General features: G+C 29.0%; 17 protein-coding genes. 12 read left to right on the top strand and 5 right to left on the bottom strand.

The features are described 5' to 3' along the window. Positions 1 to 64: 64 nt before the first annotated feature. Together Q0762_RS01020 and Q0762_RS01015 are read left to right on the top strand one after the other, a co-directional pair. Complete coding sequence (locus tag Q0762_RS01020; protein ID WP_298762736.1) at positions 65 to 1,117, top strand: cytochrome c peroxidase; 1,053 nt, start codon at positions 65 to 67, stop codon at positions 1,115 to 1,117. Positions 1,118 to 1,160: 43 nt separating this feature from the next. Further along, the gene (locus tag Q0762_RS01015) at positions 1,161 to 2,114 is read left to right on the top strand and encodes a hypothetical protein (protein WP_298762735.1); all 954 of its coding nucleotides are present in this window, start codon (positions 1,161 to 1,163) and stop codon (positions 2,112 to 2,114) included. A gap of 91 nt (positions 2,115 to 2,205) precedes the next feature. On the opposite strand, the gene Q0762_RS01010 is transcribed toward Q0762_RS01015, so the two are convergent. The 4 genes from Q0762_RS01010 to brnQ form a co-directional block, all read right to left on the bottom strand. After that, positions 2,206 to 2,592 carry a cupredoxin domain-containing protein gene (locus Q0762_RS01010; protein WP_298762733.1) on the bottom strand — a complete coding sequence of 129 codons (387 nt, stop codon included), beginning with the start codon at positions 2,590 to 2,592 and terminating at the stop codon, positions 2,206 to 2,208. A gap of 436 nt (positions 2,593 to 3,028) precedes the next feature. Continuing rightward, positions 3,029 to 3,868, bottom strand: a complete 840-nt coding sequence (locus Q0762_RS01005; protein ID WP_298762731.1) for a helix-turn-helix domain-containing protein — start codon at positions 3,866 to 3,868, stop codon at positions 3,029 to 3,031. A gap of 66 nt (positions 3,869 to 3,934) precedes the next feature. Next, positions 3,935 to 5,086, bottom strand: a complete 1,152-nt coding sequence (locus Q0762_RS01000) for a glycosyl hydrolase (RefSeq protein ID WP_298762729.1) — start codon at positions 5,084 to 5,086, stop codon at positions 3,935 to 3,937. A gap of 84 nt (positions 5,087 to 5,170) precedes the next feature. Then, positions 5,171 to 6,457, bottom strand: a complete 1,287-nt coding sequence (gene brnQ, locus Q0762_RS00995; RefSeq protein ID WP_298762728.1) for a branched-chain amino acid transport system II carrier protein — start codon at positions 6,455 to 6,457, stop codon at positions 5,171 to 5,173. A 44-nt stretch (positions 6,458 to 6,501) separates the two neighbouring features. Here brnQ and Q0762_RS00990 point away from each other — a divergent pair, with 44 nt between their 5' ends. From Q0762_RS00990 to Q0762_RS00955, 8 genes are all read left to right on the top strand, one after another. After that, on the top strand, positions 6,502 to 7,287 hold the full coding sequence (locus Q0762_RS00990; RefSeq protein WP_298762726.1) for an alpha/beta hydrolase: 786 nt from the start codon (positions 6,502 to 6,504) through the stop codon (positions 7,285 to 7,287). A gap of 40 nt (positions 7,288 to 7,327) precedes the next feature. Then, complete coding sequence (locus Q0762_RS00985) at positions 7,328 to 7,624, top strand: putative quinol monooxygenase (protein ID WP_298762724.1); 297 nt, start codon at positions 7,328 to 7,330, stop codon at positions 7,622 to 7,624. Positions 7,625 to 7,768: 144 nt separating this feature from the next. Continuing rightward, positions 7,769 to 8,890 (top strand): AraC family transcriptional regulator, encoded by a 1,122-nt coding sequence (locus Q0762_RS00980; RefSeq protein WP_298762721.1) that lies wholly within the window; start codon positions 7,769 to 7,771, stop codon positions 8,888 to 8,890. A gap of 7 nt (positions 8,891 to 8,897) precedes the next feature. Further along, entirely contained in the window at positions 8,898 to 10,013 is a 1,116-nt protein-coding gene (locus Q0762_RS00975; RefSeq protein ID WP_298762719.1) for an AraC family transcriptional regulator, read from the top strand. 1 nt (position 10,014) lies between these two features. Continuing rightward, entirely contained in the window at positions 10,015 to 11,124 is a 1,110-nt protein-coding gene (locus tag Q0762_RS00970) for an AraC family transcriptional regulator (protein WP_298762717.1), read from the top strand. A gap of 157 nt (positions 11,125 to 11,281) precedes the next feature. Next, a complete protein-coding gene (locus Q0762_RS00965) occupies positions 11,282 to 12,340 on the top strand; it encodes a serine hydrolase (RefSeq protein ID WP_298762715.1) in 1,059 nt (352 codons plus the stop codon). 2 nt (positions 12,341 to 12,342) lie between these two features. Continuing rightward, a complete protein-coding gene (locus Q0762_RS00960; RefSeq protein ID WP_298762713.1) occupies positions 12,343 to 14,715 on the top strand; it encodes a TonB-dependent receptor in 2,373 nt (790 codons plus the stop codon). 108 nt (positions 14,716 to 14,823) lie between these two features. Continuing rightward, positions 14,824 to 15,672 (top strand): DUF5694 domain-containing protein, encoded by an 849-nt coding sequence (locus Q0762_RS00955; RefSeq protein WP_298762711.1) that lies wholly within the window; start codon positions 14,824 to 14,826, stop codon positions 15,670 to 15,672. 53 nt (positions 15,673 to 15,725) lie between these two features. Here Q0762_RS00955 and thiL read toward each other — a convergent pair whose 3' ends face one another. Then, positions 15,726 to 16,772, bottom strand: coding sequence for a thiamine-phosphate kinase (gene thiL / locus Q0762_RS00950; RefSeq protein WP_298762708.1), 1,047 nt, complete (start codon positions 16,770 to 16,772; stop codon positions 15,726 to 15,728). 183 nt (positions 16,773 to 16,955) lie between these two features. On the opposite strand from thiL, the gene Q0762_RS00945 reads away from it, so the two are divergent. Beyond that, positions 16,956 to 17,312 carry a hypothetical protein gene (locus Q0762_RS00945; protein WP_298762705.1) on the top strand — a complete coding sequence of 119 codons (357 nt, stop codon included), beginning with the start codon at positions 16,956 to 16,958 and terminating at the stop codon, positions 17,310 to 17,312. Positions 17,313 to 17,512: 200 nt separating this feature from the next. Continuing rightward, positions 17,513 to 18,727 (top strand): choice-of-anchor B family protein, encoded by a 1,215-nt coding sequence (locus Q0762_RS00940; RefSeq protein WP_298762702.1) that lies wholly within the window; start codon positions 17,513 to 17,515, stop codon positions 18,725 to 18,727. The last annotated feature ends 7 nt before the right edge of the window (positions 18,728 to 18,734 follow it).

The raw sequence follows: 18,734 nt of genomic DNA, 5'->3' as shown, positions 1-18,734 counted from the left end.
CTATTTAAAATTAAGTATTTATTGAGTTGAAAACCTTTTAAATAGCAGGTTTCATTTTAAAAAAATGAAAAATTTATTTTTAATTAGTTTGGGCTTTTTGCTTTTGTTTTCTTGTACTAAAGAGGAAGAGGAGTATGTAAAAATCCCTACCAATATCAATTTAAAGATTCCTAGTAATTTTCCTGATATAGTATACGATTTGAGTAAAAATCCACTAACAGAAGAGGGCGTTGCTTTAGGGAAAAAACTTTTTTACGAAGGTAGATTAGCTTCTGACGGCATAATATCTTGTGGTTTTTGTCATGAACAAGCTTCTGCTTTTACACATCATGGGCACACAACAAGCCATGGAGTAGACGGTAAAACTGGTTTTAGAAATGCACAACCTATACAAAATTTAGCTTTTTTTAGCGAATTTACTTGGGATGGTGCCGCAATTCATTTGGATCTGCAACCTATAATTCCCATTACAAGTGATTTTGAGATGAATGAAACCATACCTTCTGTAATTTCTAAATTAAGCAGTTACAAAGAGTATGATATTTTGTTTAGCAATGCTTTTGGTGATGCAGAAGTTACCTCAGAAAGATTGTTAAAAGCACTCTCTCAATTTATGGTTACTATGATTTCTGGAGATTCTAAATACGATAAAGTAGTTAGAAAAGAAGAGAACGAGGCTTTTACGGTTAAAGAAGAAAAAGGTTTTCAAATCTTTAACAATACCTGTGCTTCTTGCCATTCTGGAGCTTTGTTTACAGATAAAAGTTATCGAAATAATGGCATACCTGTAAACCCAAGATTTCCTGAGGAAGAAGGTAGAAAACGAGTTTCTGGTTTTGCAGAAGATTTCTATAAATTTAGAGTACCAAGTCTTAGAAATACAGAAATGTCTTTTCCTTATATGCATGATGGTAGATTTGGAACGTTAGAAGATGTTTTAAATTTTTATACAGATGGAATGGTAGAAAATGGTAGCGAAGTAGATCCTATTTTACGAAAAGCAAATGGTAATTTGGGAATTGATTTAACCCAAGAAGATAAAGAAAATGTAATTGCATTTTTAAAAACATTAACAGATAATACTTTTTTAAATGATGAACGTTTTGCAGAGTTTTAACAAACAAAGTCTTCTTTTTTTGTTGATTTTTTCTTCTATTTCCATGCAAAATTATGCACATGAAAAAGAAAATTTATGCAGCGCCCATGAAGTAGGTTCCTTTAAATATTATTTTTGTGATTTGTGCGGATGTGCAACAAGTAATGGTAGTTTTGGTGCAGGAACCTTAAATAACGCAAGTTTTGTAGGAGTAAGATATATTTACCAAAAATTTGTTTCTAAAGATGGTATCTTTTCAAATTCGCCAACAAGTACAGAGAATTTTAATACCTACCAACTTTGGGGAAGAGTACCAATAACAGATAAATTTTATGTAAGTGCTATTTTACCTTATCAAGATTTAAAAAGAGCTTTTACAGATAGAAATGAAAACATTAATGGTTTTGGAGATGCTACTGTTATGGGTTGGTATAAAATTAGGTTTTATAAAAAACCAGATGTTAAAAAAGCAAACTTGTATTCAAATGTGCCTAAAGAACCTTCTGGTCACTCAATAGAAATTGGTTTGGGAGCAAAATTGCCAACAGGTAAATTTGAACAGATTTTAACAGACAGAGTAAACCCAGGTTTTCAATTAGGAACAGGAAGTTTAGATGGTATTTTTGGTGTTGCTTACAATTATGGAGGCGATAAATTTGGTGTAAATACAACTTTAAGCTATTATTTTAAAGGAGAAAATAAAAACGAATATAGGTTTGGAAATCAGTTTAGTTATGCAGCTAATTTGTTTTATGCAATTGCTAAAGAAAAGTTTATGCTTTTGCCTTTTGCAGGTATTTCTGGCAATATTTACAATTCTATAGAACAGTTTGGTGAAACGATTGCAAACACAGATGGTACTGTTTTTAACGGAACTTTTGGGGCAGAAATAACTACTCAAAAATTTATTTTTGGTGCCAATTATACAGCACCAATTTCGCATAATTTGTTTGGTGGTAATGTAACGCCAAAACAAGCTATTGCTGTGTATGTAAATTTTAATTTGAACACAAAATAAAAAAGGCAAACACATTATTTGTGTTTGCCTTTTTTTTAATTTGTATCGTTTTAAAAATAACGATACATTAAATTTTTAGTGCAAAAAAAAACTACTCTACAATTAATTTGTATTGTGGTGTTTTGTTAAAAGGGCAAAAGTATTGGTATGTTCCTTTTTTTAAGGTTACAGGTTTAGAAGCCTCTGTTTTACCCTGCTTTACCATTTGTGTAACGTAAGCGTTTTTTATATGATTTTCTGTATTTTTACCATCTTTACCATTTTCAATTAAAACCAAACCTACTTCTTTAGCGGCATTATTGTTGGTAACTTTAAAAATGTAAGTTCCTTCAGAGATTTTAATTTCTTTTTGGGTAAACTCACCTTGAGTTTGTTCTAAAGCTACTGTTTTTACAGTTTCTTTTTTCATATTGTCTTGTGCATTTGTTTGAAATGCGAATGCTAATACTACTACTAAAATTGCGATTACTTTTTTCATTTTATCTATTTGTTAGGTTGTTAATTATTTAATTTTTGGTGTAAACTTGGTTGTCTTCATTTTGCTCGTCATATGTTTGGTAACCCCAACAGTTTGGGCAATTTGTTTCTGCTATTGTTTTCATGATTTTTATGTTTTAAATTAATATGTTATTTTGATGTTGTAAAGATGCAACCAATTTTAGGCTTAAAAATTGGACAAAAGTTCCTACTGTTTGGACTGGTAAGAAGGTTGGCAAAAATGCTTGCGTGAAGGATTGAAATGGCATCCTTTTTTATTTGTCTTTTTTGAGCGATAGCGAAAAATTGACAAATAAAAAAGATATAATGGAAAGCCTGACCACACTTTTTTGTGTGGGCACGCCCAAAATAGATAATTTTATATTAAGATTTTTACGGTCTTGAAAAGGATATTTTTACTACAAGAATAGTGGTTTTTAATACTCTTTTTTAAATTGAAGTGGAGATTTTTCTATGGCTTTTGTAAAAAAACGTGTAAAGTACGCAGGATCATTAAAACCTAACTCAAAAGCAATTTCTTTTACGTTTTTTTCTGTGTAGATTAACAGGCGTTTTGCTTCTAATAAAATTCGGTTTTTTATAAATTGAGAAGGTGTTGTAGCGCCTAATTTTTGAAAGTGTTTGGTTATTGATTTTGGTGAAATGCCTAACCTGTTTGCATAATCTGTAACAGCATGTAGGGTTCTAAAATTTTGCTCTACCAATAAGCTAAAGTCTTTAAATAAACGGGTTTCTGTATCTTCTTTTATAATATGATTTTCTTTTTGTACGCGTACGGCACAAATCATAAATTGTTTTAGGTAAGCTTGCAACATGTCGTATTGTGCGGCTTCGTTTTGTTGAAATTCTTCAATTAAACTTTCTAAAATAAATTGTAGTTTTTGCGTGTCTTTTTTACAAGGTTTTACAAAAGGTGTTTCGTATATATTATTAAATAAAATACCGTTACAAGCTACTTCTTTATCATGGGTTTGTATGCAGTAAAAATCTTTAACAAAAGTAAATTTGTAGGCTGTTTTTATTTGTTCAGAATCTACAGTAAAAACTTGGCCTGGTGTTAAGAAAAATAGTACGTTATCTTTAAATTCATATTTTTCAAAATCTATATTATAGGTTCCTTTTCCTTCTTGAATCCAATAAATAGAATAGGCGTTTTTTTGTATAGAATGATCTATTGTACATGCTTTTTCAAATTCTACAGTACTTAACGTAAAGAGGTCTTTATAGGTGTATTTTATAATTTCTTGAACTGCCATTTATTTGGTTTTCATTGTTAGTAAAATTACAGTAATTTTTGCCAAAAAGTGTAATATGGGTTAGTTTTATAAAATATCGCTACTTAAAAGTATTTCTTCCTTTTCTAAAAACTCTTTAAAATTACTTTCTGCTGGATGTCCTAAAAAAGGTGTATGAAAAAAGGTAGTCATATCATTTCGCCAAAGCATAACGTAAGAAATGCTGCTGGCTCTTATGGCTTTATACAAGCTTTCTGTAAACCATGTGTTTTGCACTACGTTTGTTAAGCCTGTTTCTGTTAATGCAAAAAGTTTATTTTTTTCGATACTGATGTTTTCTACAATTTCTAAATTTTTGAGTGCAGTTGTTAAAAATCTTCTGTTTCTAAAATCGTAAACATCTATACCTAAAACATCTACAAACTGGTCTCCAGGATAGTTTCTTAAATATTCTGAACGGCTTGCAACAAAATTTGGCGCGTAAACGTATAATAAATTGTGCACATTAAAATCTTCTGATAAAATTTGAATAGTATCTTGCCAAAGTTGAATGTATTCTTGCGTAGTTCTAAATCCTTCGCCCCAGAAAAAGAAATCGCCATTCATTTCATGCCAAGGTCTAAACAATACAGGAATGGAATTTCCATTAGCGTCTACTAATTTATTTAGTAATCTTGCAGCTCTTGCAAGGCGTCTAATGTATACTTCTCTAAATTCGCCACCTTCTAAAAAACCTTTTACAACATTATTAAAACTGCCATCATTTGGTGTGCCAAAACCTCTAGGATTTGTGTGATGCCAACTTATAGTTATGATACTGCCGTTTTCGTGTGCTTTTTTAATGGCTGCTGTAAATTGATCTATAAATTCGTCTAAAAGAAAAGCAACATTAGAGTCTGTATCTGGTTGCAAACCTATTAGTTCTAAATCAAAACCTGCTATTGCTGGGTAATCTCCTGCTACTTCAAAAAAATCGTTTTCTAGTTGATTTGTTACTGGAAAATTATTGCCTGTACCAAAAGGTTGTTGTTGCCCAAAGGCAATGCCTTTTTGAGTGGTGTTTATTAATCTTTGATATAAATCTTTAGCCTGTTCATTTAAGTTTGGGTCTGCAAAATTTGTGGGCACATTAATAACAGGCGGTATTCTTTCTGCATTTGGATTAAAAAAATCATCTTGATTGTTACAACTGATAAAAATAGAAACGAGTAGTAATAAGTTTAGGATAGATGTTTTCATAAGTATTCTGTCGTATAACAAGCTCTTTTTTTACATAAAGCTTAAAATTATTATAATTTTTATAGCAAAAATTACGTGTTATTTTTAATTGTACTTAGAAGTTTTTGTTAAAAAAGTAAGGTTGGCAATTACAAAAGTGAGCAATGCAGGCAAAACCCAGCCCAAACTAAATTTTCCTAAGGGAATTAAGTTTTGCAAATCTTGCGCCATTATTTTAAATCCTGGAATAAAACCCAAAAAATCTGGAATACTAAACATAAAAGTAGCTAAAACTACGGTTCTAAAAACTAATTTAGAAGCAAATTTTTCTGGCAAAACATTTAGTAAAATCAATACAATTGTAATTGGGTATACAAACATTAATGCAGGTACTGCCAAAGTTATAATAAAATCTACTTGATAGCTGCCCACAATAATGCCTACAATAGAAGCAAAAGCAGCAGTACTAACAAATGCAATTTTAGAGTTATTGCAAATACCTTTTATATAATCTGCTGTACCTGTTACAATACCTACAGCAGTTGTAAAACAAGCCAAAGCTACTAAAATACTTAAAAAAGTAGTGCCAAAACCGCCCAATGTTTGTGCGCTTAAACTAGATAAAATTGCTGTTCTAGTTGTGTTTTCTGCAAAGGTTGATGAAAATAAAGCACCGCTTAAAATTAAGCCGCCATAAATTAAAAATAAACCTGTACCTGCAATAAAACCCGCTTTAGTAATTAGTTTTCTTTTTTCAAAAAAAGTGGTATGATTGCTATAATTTAAAGAAATAATAATTACTGCACCAACTACAACACCTGCAATAGCATCAAAGGTTTGGTAGCCTTCTAAAATACCATCTACAAACGGATTTTTAAAAGTAGAGGTTTGCAACGTTCCTGGTGCTACAAAAAAGGAAATGCTTATAATTATTAGTAAAATAACTACAATTATTGGTGTTAAAAACTGCCCAATTAAACTTATAATTTTGGTTCTGTTAATGGCAAAAAGAAATACCAAAACAAAATAAACAATACTTGTTATTAATGCTGGCGAATCAAAAAAAGGCTGTATTGCCATTTCATGCGTTACTGCAGCAGTTCTTGGAGATGGTATTGCAAAGGCAATGCTATAAATTAAAAAACAAAATATGGTGCTAAAAATTGGCGATACTTTTTTACCAAAATCATACAACGTGCCTTGTAGTTTTGCATGTGCAAAAATGGCTAAAATTGGTATGGCAATTCCTGTAATTATAAAACCCAAAACAACAACAAACCAGTCTGTACCAGATTTTGCGCCTAAACTTGGTGGTAAAATTAAATTACCTGCACCAAAAAATAGTGAGAATAACGCAAAACCGGCAATCCAAATTTCTTTTGTTTTGTTCATAATTAGATGAATTATTATTCTTTAAATATACATATTTTTGTTTGATGCAAAAATCGATCACTTTTAAAAATGCAAACATTTCTTTTTCTGATGTAGGTAAAGGAGCTGCAGTTGTTTTACTGCATGGTTTTTTAGAAAATGGGACAATGTGGAATACTATAGTGCCAGAATTAACCAAAAGAAATAGAATTATTACAATAGACTTGTTAGGTCATGGAAAAAGTGATTGTTTGGGTTATGTGCATTCTATGGAGTTGTTTGCAGAAGCTGTATTGTTTGTTTTAAAAGAATTAAGAATTCGTAAATATTTTTTGGTTGGCCATTCTTTAGGAGGTTATATTTCTTTAGCACTTGCCCAAAAAAAACCATTGCAAATAAAAGGGTTGTGTTTAGTAAATTCAACATCTAATGCAGATGATGAAGAACGTAAAAAATTACGTTTTAGAGCCAATAAAATGATTCAAAATAATTTTAATAATCTGGTTAGAATGTCTTTTTTGAATTTATTTGGTAAAAAAAGTAGAGAACGCTATAAAAATGAAATTAATTTAGCTTTACATGAAGCTTTAAAAACTCCAATACAAGGTTATATAGCAGCAAACGAAGGTATGCGAATTCGAGAGAATACCAATGCTGTTTTATCAGAAAATAGTTTTAAAAAATTAATAATTGTTGGTAAAAAAGATCCTGTTTTAAATTTTGAAACTTCTTTAGAAGAAGCTAAAAATACAAAGACAGAACTTGTTGTCTTAAGTGGTGGGCATATGAGCCATATAGAAAACAAAGAAGATTTAATTATTTCTTTACAAAACTTTATAAGAAAAGGTTAAACCAAGCAGAGTGCTAAATTAATACGAACAAACTAAAATTATGAGGAATCAAAAATTAACAATTGTAGCAAAAATTGTAGCAAAACCAGAAAAAAGAGATTTGGTTAAGAAAGAGTTGCAAAAACTAATTGATATTACAAAAGCAGAAAAAGGCTGTATAAACTATGATTTACACCAAGACAATGAAAATGAAAATTTATTTTTGTTTTATGAAAATTGGGAAAGCAGAGAATTATGGCAAACCCATATGAAGAATACACATTTAACGGAGTACGCAAATGCAACAGAGGGCGCTGTAGAAAAATTTGAATTAAATGAAATGACACACATTGCATAGAAATTTATGAAAGCCTCTTTTAAAAAATACTTAAATTAATTTGTTGTTTTTTATGAAGAACTGTTTAGAAAACATCTTTAAAGAAACTTAATATTCATTTTAATTTAAAAGTAGCAATTCATTTTTTTAAGTATCTTCGAGGTTATGAATTTTGAGGCAATCATCCCTTTTTTAGCGGTTCTTATTGTTGTTTTATTTTTGCTATTTGCTGGATTTTTGTTGTTTGTTAAAGCAGAAAAAAAACTTTCTAATCAATTATTAGCAACTTTTTTAACGGTTACTGCAATTGATATTAGTGCATTTTTTTACACTACAATTATAGAATTACCATTAAGTATAGAAATGCTAAGAAATAGTGTCTCTGCTTTTAAAAATCCGCTTTTATTTTTATACATATTATCAATTATTTATTCAAACTTTAAATTAAAAGGTAAACATCTTGTTCATTTATTACCTTGGGTAATTACCATTTCTGTTTTAACTCCCAATTTCTTTTTGGTAGATGATGAAGCAAAAATTACCTTTTTAAAAAGTTATAACCAAAATATTGAGATTCAGTTTTTGGATTATTTTGGAGATTTTTTATCACTAAGTTATTTGATTGCAGAAGTATATTACATTACAAGATATAGAAAATTGTTGTTAGAAAATTTTACAGATAAAGCTGCTTTTGAAAACTACAATTGGTTGAAACAATTGGTTATTTTATTGTTTGTTGGACAAGTCTTAACTTGGGTAAAAAACTATTCTCGCATTAATTTCAATTTAGAAAACACAAACACATTAAGAACTATAATCTTACTTTTTGGGGTATTTCTTATTTGTTGGCTATTCTTAAAAGCGGTAAATTCTCCTAAATTATTTAAAGGAATTGATGTTGATTTGAAAACGTCTCAAGAAATAAAATCTAGTAAAGAAGATATTGAAATTAACCAGCAAATTACAGCTTTGAAAAAATATATGATGGCTGAAAAACCATACTTAAACCCGGCTTTAACCATTAGAATTTTAGCAGAAAATTTAAATTTAAGTTCAAGAGATTTATCGATTTTAATTAATCAAAACCTGAAGCAACATTTTTTTGATTTTGTAAATGTTTATAGAATTGAAGATGCGAAAGCGATTTTAAAAAATGCTGCAAAAAAAGAAATTACTATTTTAGAAGTTTTGTACCAAGTTGGTTTTAATTCTAAATCGTCTTTTAACACTGCTTTTAAAAAACATACAGGTACAACACCAACAGAATATAGAAAACAATTTTTGTAATTAAAAAATGGAGCATGTAACGTTTACGAACATTATAGGTATTGTAATTACTTTTATACTGGTATTACTCGCATTTTTTGTGTTTTCTGTAGTATCTAACAATAAAATTAGCAACAAGCTTTTTGCAACTTTTTTACTGCTTAATGCTATTGAGTTTACTGGCTTTTACACGTCTCTTTTATTTAATGAACCTAATAATTTCTTAGTAGCTTCAAGAGAATTTTCTTACCTACAAATGCCGGTTTTGTTCCTTTATATTTTATCGGTTTGTTATTCAGATTTTAAATTACAGTGGAAACACTTATGGCATATAATACCTTACCTTATCGGTAATTTGGTAATGTTTCCAAGATTTTATTTAGGATCATTGGCACAAAAAAAAGACTTGTTTAATAACTTCAATTCATTATTCGAATCTTATTTTGCGCATACAGCACTGCACCTTCAATCTATAATTTATTTAACAGCTTGTTTTATTGTTTTAAAAAGAGCAAAAAAGATTTTTAAAGAAAACTATTCTAGTAATACTATAGCAACTTATAATTGGTTATTTCAATTGATATTGTTTACGGCTGTTCTTTATGGTTTTGCTATTGTAAAAAACGGATTAAAATTTTTTGGAACACCAGCTTTTTTTGAAATATCTCATAACGTAATTGTAATTTCTGTATTAATTTTTGTGTGTTGGTATGTTTTAAAAGCATTAAAATACCCTCAATTATTTAGTGGTGTAAATTCTAAAATAAAATTAACTACAGATTTTGTTCAAAAACCTAATAAGAAGCAAAATAAGAAAGAAATTGAACAACTTTCTACATTTATGGCAGCGCACAAACCGTATTTAAATCCGTCTTTAACGCTTAGAAATTTAGCAGAAGAAATTAAAATGAACCCAAGAGAATTGTCTGTTTTAATCAATCAAAATTTAAATCAGCATTTTTTTGATTTTGTAAATGGATATAGAATTGAAGAGGCAAAATCAATATTAAAAAACCCCGCAAAAAAAGAGTTTACAGTTCTTGAAATTTTGTACGAAGTTGGTTTTAATTCTAAATCTTCTTTTAATACTGCTTTTAAAAAGTACACAGGTTTAACACCAACTCAGTTTAGAAAAAACAAATAAGATGGAGAATTTAGAAGCATCAGACTTAATAGGAATTATTTCTTCATCAATATCGTTGCTTTTAGCATTTTTTATTTTCTCTGTTGAATCTACTAATAAATTCAGCAATAAAATTTTTGCTGCTTATTTAACATTAAGTGCTTTTGAATTTACGTCTTGGTCTTTATTTATAGATATAACAAGTAATATTTTAATTTTTAAAAGCCAACTATCGCATTTGTTAATGCCCGTTTTTTACCTATACATTCTTTCTGTTTGTTATTCAGATTTTAAATTAAAATGGAAACATTTATGGCATATGCTACCTTATATTGCAGGAAATCTAGTGATGTTGCCCAGATTTTATTTAAGTAACTCGTCAGAAAAACTAGCACTTTATGAAAATTATAATGAACACTTTGAAATTATTTATCAACATTTTTCTTTGCATATTCAATTTGTTATTTACCTAATTATAGGATTTATTGTTTTAAAAAGAGCCAAGAAAATATTTGTAGAAAATTATTCTAGTGGCACTATAGCAACTTACAATTGGTTGTTTCAATTGTTGCTTTTTATTGGAGTTTTATATAGTCTTGCTTTAATTAAAAATTTATTTAAATATTTTGGAGATAGCGATTATTTTCAAATTTCAGAAATTATTTTAAGTGGTGTTACTTTATATTTTGTTTGCTGGTATGTGCTAAAAATTCTAAAATATCCTAATTTATTTAAGGGTGTAAATTCTAAAATAGAATTAATCAAAAATTTAGATCAGCAACAAAATCAAGGTGAAAATCAAGAAGAAATTAACCAACTTTCTACATTTATGGTAGCTCACAAACCATATTTAAATCCGTCTTTATCTATTAGAAATTTGGCAGAAGAAATTCAAATGAATCCTAGAGACTTATCTGTTTTAATCAATCAAAATTTAAATCAACATTTTTTCGATTTTGTGAATGAATACAGAATTGAAGAAGCAAAAGAAATGCTAAAAAATCCTGCAAAAAAAGAGTTTACAGTACTAGAAATTTTGTACGAAGTTGGTTTTAATTCTAAATCTTCTTTTAATACTGCTTTTAAAAAACATACAGGCTTAACACCAACTCAGTTTAGAAAAACCGCTTAAAATCAATTACTTAACGTAAAGTCGAACGTTTGTAAAACAAAGTCGAACCGATTTCTTTTATAGAAAATGGTTCGACTTTGTGTTTTCGGTCGCACAAACTTCTTTTCATTCGCACATTTGTATCATCAACAAAAAAACAAATACGATGAATACAACAATGAAAACTTTACAACTGTTTATTACTTTATTATTAATGGCTAATTTTTCTTTTAGTCAAGATGTTTACAGAAAAATAGATTCAATACTAAAAGACGCACATGCTAAAAATTCGAATATTAGTTTTAGCGTTGGTTTTATAAAAAACGATACTGAATTTTATACTTCTTATGGAAATTTAAATAGAGAAAACACCATTAAGGTTGATAAAAGGTCGCTTTTTGAAATTGCTTCGATAACTAAAATCTTAACATCAAATTTAATTGCAAATGCAGCGCTGGAAGGTAAGTTAAACACTAACGATTTTATTGATGCTTATTTGCCAAAAGCATATCAGTTGCATAAAAAATTGCAACAAAAAATTAAAATTTCTGATTTGGCTTCTCATCAATCTGGTTTGCCAGATATTGATTTTAGAGCATTAATCAATGCAAATTCTCAACAACCAATAGACGCTGTAAATCAACAAACATTATCAGAAATCATAAACAATTGTTCAGCGCTGATAGATTATGGAAACTACAGATATTCTACAATTGGTTATGTTTTATTAGGGCAAATTTTAGAAACGGTTTACAACAAAACATATCCAGAATTACTGAAGGAAAAATTAACAAGTCCATTAAAATTAACAAGAACATTTTCAACAGAATTTAGGGTTGATAATACTGTGCAAGGTTATAATGCTAATGGAGGAACACAAGAACTTTTTAATTGGAATATTACAGGTTCTGCAGGTTTGGTAAAATCGAACACTTTAGATATGACAACCTATTTAAAAGCTGTTTTAAATGAAAATAACACTTTAGGTAAAGCTGCTTTATTATGTGAAGAAACACAGTATAATAAAGGTGGAAGGCAATTGGGATTAGGTTTAAACATCTTAAAAGACGAAAAAAATACTGTTTTTCTTAAAACAGGAGATCTACTGGGGCAATCCTCTATAATGGCTTATGATAGAGAACACAATTGGGGAATTGTCCTTTTTCTAAACCAAAGAAATCACAAATTAAGACAAGAATTATTCTACAACATACTTGAAATCATTAAAACAAAATAAAAATGAAAACCATTAAACTACTTATAATTTTACTTTTTTCTACATCATTATTTTCACAAACAATTACAGGAAAAGTAACCGACAAAATAAACGTTATTCCGTTTGCAAATGCAATCTTAAAAGATGCTAATAACAAAACAATTGCAGGAACTACAACAACAGATGAAGGCAGCTTTGCGTTAAATGCAAAATCTGGCAATTATACTTTAGAGATTAGTTATTTAGGATATAAAACTTTCTCGAAAACAATTATACTATCTAAAAATATCAATTTAGGAACAATTTTTCTAGAAGAAAATGCACAAGCTTTAAAAGAGATTGTTGTAAAAACAGAAAAAAGAATTATTGAAAGAAAAATAGATCGTTTGGTTTTTAATGTTGAAAAAAGTATTGCTGCAACTGGCGGAAATGGAGTTGATGTTTTAAGAGTAACTCCAGGCGTGCAATTACAAAACAACACTTTATCTATTTTAGGAAGAGGTGCAACCCAAATACTAATTAATGGAAGATTATCTCCATTGGCTGGAGATGAGTTAGTGGCGTTTTTAAGTGGATTATCTGCAAGTGATATTGTAAAGGTTGAAGTTATTACAAATCCGCCTGCAAAATATGATGCATCAGGAAATGGAGGTTTAATCAATATTATTTTAAAGAAAGGCGCACAAAATTCTTGGAAAAACGCAACAACTGTTGCTTACAATCAAAATAAATACAATTTCACCAACTTAAATAACAATTTTTTCTACAATAAAAATAAAGTTTCTATTTCTGCAAGTGTAAATGCAAGTTTAGGAGATTTTGAAAATTTAGAAGGTTTAGTAATAGCATATCCTACTAATACGTGGAATATTGATATTGATGGTAAACAGCAAAGTGACCAAATTTCTGGACGTTTTTTGTTTGATTATGCTATTTCTAATAACACCACTTTTGGCATTCAGTATTTAGGAAATAAAACAAAACCAGGAATAGATGCTACAACAACCTCAGCTATTTTTGATACCAACAATACTTTAGAAAAAAATTTGGTAAACAAGGCAAAAAATGATGTTGATAACAACAACCATTCTGTTAATTTACACATCATTTCAAAACTAGATTCTTTAGGAAAACAAATTTCTTTTGATACCGATTATTTTACATTTACTTCAGATAGAAATTTAGATTTTAATACGGAACAATTTGATGTTTCTGGGAATTCTCAAGGCATAAGTTCATCTGCTTTAAATATTTCGAATCAAAAAATAGAAAATTTTAGTACGCAATTAGATATGGATTTACCTCTAGAAAAAGTAAATCTTTCTTACGGTGTTAAAGCAAGTTTTACCAATACAAATAGTGGTGTTTTGTTTTTTGATACGCTTTCTGGTGCATCAATTTTAGACCCAAATCAATCTACAGATTTTAAATATGAAGAAAATGTTTTGGCGGCTTATTTTTCTGGAAATACAAATTTAAACAACAAATTAACCATGCAATTTGGGTTGCGTTTTGAAGACACTAAAACCACAGGAATAAGTGCAGATATGAATCAGGAAAACAAAAATAATTACAGTAAGTTTTTTCCTACTTTGTATTTATCTTATGCAAAAAATGAAAACAATAACTTTAATTTTTCTTATGGAAAAAGAATTAATAGACCCAATTTTAGAGATTTAAATCCATTTCGTTTTTATATTAATGATAACAGTTACAGTGTTGGTAATCCGTTTTTACAACCTTCTTTTTCAGATAATTTTGAGATCTCACATTTGTATAAAAATATGTGGAACACCAATGTTTCACTAAACATAACTTCAGATGGTTTTGGTGTATTTTTTAATACAGATGTTGCAAATCAAGATCAAATTGTAACAAGAGAAAATTATTTTAAAAAGTACACGTACCAATTGCAAGAAAGTTTTTCATACCGCTTTTTTTCTTGGTGGAAAAGTCAGAACGATGTAAGAGCATTGGTGCACATTACAGAACTTACCAAAAATATTGACGCAGAAATTAATAACGGAATTCAATTTTATGCAGAATCTAACCATACGTTTTCATTAAATGAAAACACAAAATTACAAGCCAATGCTTGGTATAGTTCTTTTCATAATGATGGTTTATTTAGTGTTGGAGAAATGTTCCATTTATCATTTGGAATGCAGCACAATTTCAAAAACAACCTAAAATTATCCATGCAATTTAATGATGTTTTAAACACAGGTAGTTTAAGAGATTACAATTCTACAGTAAGTGGTATAGATCAAAGTTACTTTCAAAATGCAAGTTCTAGAAACTTTAGAATAGCACTTTCTTATGATTTTGGTAACAAAAAAGTAAAGGTTAAAAACAGAGGTTTTGGTAATGATGATGAGCAGAGAAGGAGTAATTAACCTATATTTATAAAATGAAACATTCATGACTAAATTTTAGACACACAACGGAATGATTATATATTTAGCAAGTTATTGTCTTTTAGTTAGTTGAAAAATTACAAACAGATGAAAAATACCATTAAAATTATATGCTTCCTATCTCTTTTTTCATGTTATCAAAAAGAAACTAGTTTAAAAAATAAAAAGGTAAAAGAAAACGCAAAATTAAAAGTATTACTTTTTGGGACGTATCATTTTGAAAATTTTAATTCAAATAGAAATGCAGATCTTGTTAAAGTAAATGTAAATGATGTCTTAACAGATAGAAACCAAAAAGAATTAAAATCAATTACCGATAAAATAAGTAATTTTAATCCTGATAAAATATTTATAGAATATCCATTTAGTAAACAAAAAAAGCTAGACTCTCTGTACAGTAACTTTACTGCAACTAATTATAGTAAAGTGAAAAGAAATGAAAATTATCAAATAGGTTTTAGAGTTGCTAAAAGTTTACAACATAAAAAAATATATGGGTATGATTTGAGAACAAATTTTCCCGCAGATAGTTTATTCAAACAAATGGAAAAAGCAAAACAATTTGAGTTGTTAAGAAAAGATAGTTTGGAGTTGGATAAAATTGAGAGATCAGAAAATGAATTATTTTCATCAAACAAAACACTATTAGAAATTCTGTGTTATTACAATAACGCTAAAAGAAGAAAAGAAGATATTAATTGGTACGTAAATCTTGCAAACCAAGGTGGAGAAAAAGATAATTTTGTGGGAGCTTATTTGACATCAGAATGGTACAGAAGAAATTTATACATGTATGCTATTATACAAAAAGCAATAGAAGATAAGGACGATAGAATATTAATTATATCTGGAGCCAGCCATATAGCAATGTTTAAAGAATTTATTGATTATAATCCAGAATGGAAAACAGTTGAGCTTTTAGATATTATGCAATAATAGTATTTTTAGAGACTGTAAATTCAACTTTAAATAAAATTACTTTAAAACTATTATTCTTTCATCGAATTCCAACCTTGTGCTTTTAACTCCATTTCTTGGCCGGCTCTTGTAATTAATTGCAAACCTTGATTTTCTGCAGTAATATGTCCAACAATAGAAAAATTTGGGTTGTTTTTAATGGCATCAAAATCTCCAATTGGTACTGTAAATAACAATTCGTAATCTTCGCCACCACTTAAAGCTACCATGGTAGAATCCAATTCAAATTCTTCGCAAGTAGAAATTACTTGAGGATCTAAAGGCAATTTATCTTCATAAATTTTACAACCTACTTTACTTTGCGTGCAAATGTGAAATAACTCAGAAGACAAGCCATCAGAAATATCAATCATACTGGTAGGTTTTACCTTTAATTCTTTTAACAAACCAGCAACATCTTTACGCGCTTCTGGTTTTAATTGGCGTTCAATTAAATAGGTATAATTGTCTAAATCTGGCTGATTGTTAGGGTCTACTTTAAAAACCTGTTTTTCTCGTTCTAAAACTTGTAAACCTAAATAAGCGGCGCCTAAATCTCCAGAAACCACAATTAAATCGGTTTCTTTTGCTGTATTTCTATAAACAATATCTGCTGCGTTTGCCTTACCAATTGCAGTTACAGAAATTAAAATTCCTTTGGTAGAAGAGGTAGTATCTCCACCAACCAAATCAATTTTATAAGTATCACAAGCTAGCTGAATTCCAGCATACAACTCTTCAATAGCCTCTAAAGGAAAACGGTTAGAAACCGCAATAGAAACTGTAATTTGTTCTGCTTCGCCATTCATGGCATACACATCAGAAAGATTTACCATAACAGCTTTGTATCCCAAATGCTTTAATGGCATATAACTCAAATCAAAATGTACACCTTCTATTAACAAATCTGTAGTTACCAAGGTTTGTTTTTTAGAAGCATCTAAAACAGCGGCATCATCACCAACACCTTTTATAGAGGTAGTATTATTCAATTTAAAATATTGTGTAATATGTTTAATTAAACCAAACTCACCAAGTTCAGCCAACGACGTTTTTTGTGGATTTTTATCTGCTAACATCTTGCAAAGATAATTACAATAAAAACGAATACAGAATTACTTTAACACAGATGTGCAAATAATTTACTTTAATAGGGTTATTTTTGAAGAACAACTTTGTGTAACATACTAAATTGCTAAAATTGCGTTTTTATTATTAGGATGTTGTCTTTTATTTATGGAACGCAATCATAATCTAAAAAAATGAAAAAAATATTTGGGTTTCAGATTAGTATTAATGATGAAAAAATCTGTCGAGCGGGATTTGAAAATAATAATTCAGTATTAACTTGTATCTTAGATTCAATTAGACGAAAAAATGACGAATCTGAAGAATTAAATATCTCCATTTCGGGTTTAAATTCTGATACTAAAGAAAGGGCGCGTTGGTTTCAAAATAAATTAAAAGAAAAGGATAAAATCTCAATAGAAATAATATCCGATAATTTTGACAGTCCCACTTCAATGAAAAGTCCTTTATCTGAAAAAGAAATTATAACCCGTAAATTGAAAACATATTATAGGTTAAAAGAAGAACTGAAAGAACATTTAGAAGAATAAAAACCCAGAATTAAGATTTAAATTCTTAAGAATGAAAAACAACGAAATGGCAAAAGCACATAATTTTTTTTGCTATGAATTGCTTATTTTGTAAAATTCTCTCACATTTTTAAATCAGTAAATATTTATTAACTTTACAAGAAATCAATGCAACAAACTTTATATTACTACCTAACACTTTGTTTTTTAAATACAAAATCATGAAAAAAATACTTGTTTTATTGCTTTTAGTGGCTTTAGGTTGTACTAAAGAAGATGTTGTACAACAAGAAACACAATTAATTATAAATCCTATTGATAGATGTGTAAATGGTTTTGCAGGAAATTATCCTTGTAAAGATTATGATTTGTTGGCGCATGTTACTTTAGAAGAAATGGCTGGAGAAAACACTTCTGGTAACGATTCTTGGGGTTGGGTAGACCAAGTAACCCAAAAAGAATATGCTTTAATGTGCACAAATAAAGGTGTTTCTTTTATAGATATTACAAATCCTGAAACGGTAACTATTGTTGGTTTTTTAGAAACTAGAACAGAAAACAGTCTTTGGAGAGATGTAAAAATTTATAATAATGTAGCCTATATTGTAAGTGAGGCTGCAGACCATGGCATGCAAATTTTTAATTTAAATAGGCTAAGAGAGGTTGTAAATCCTCCAGTGCAATTTGCAGAAGACGCTGCTTTTACAGAATTTGGTAGTGCTCATAATATTGTTATCAACCAAAGTAAAGGTTACGCATATCCTGTTGGCACTAGTAGAGAAGGAACCTTTAAAGGTGGCCCTTTATTTATTAATATTCAAGACGTTTTTAAACCTGTTGCAGAAGGTGGTTTTTTAGATTATTCTCATGATGCGCAAGTTGTAACGTATAATGGCCCAGATACAGATTATGTGGGTAAAGAAATTTTAATAAGTAGTAATGAAACAGAAGTAATAATTGTGGACGTTACAGATAAAGCAAATCCTTTAGAAATAGCAACAATTACTTACCCAAATATAGGGTACACACACCAAGGTTGGTTTACAGAAGATTTTAATTATTTTTTATTAGGTGATGAGTTAGATGAAAAAGATTTTGGAGGCAATACAAGAACCATTATTTTTGATTTTAAAGATCTAGACAATCCTAAATTTCATTTCGATTATTTTGGACCAACTTTAGCAATAGACCATAATGGTTATGTAAAAGGGAACTTATTTTACCAAGCAAGTTATACAGCTGGCGTTAGAATTATTGATATTTCAAATATTGAAAATAAAGAAATTAAAGAAGTTGGTTTTTTTGATACGTATCCAGAAAATAACAGCACAGATTTTAATGGCGCATGGAATGTGTACCCATTTTTACCAAGTGGTAATATAATTGTTAGCGACATAAATCGTGGGTTATTTGTTATAAGAAAAAGTAAATCTTAACTAAATT

Origin of the sequence: uncultured Polaribacter sp., from assembly GCF_947495205.1 — a bacterium.
In the GTDB taxonomy this organism is placed as follows: Bacteria; Bacteroidota; Bacteroidia; order Flavobacteriales; family Flavobacteriaceae; genus Polaribacter.
This window is presented reverse-complemented; position numbering and strand designations above follow the sequence as displayed.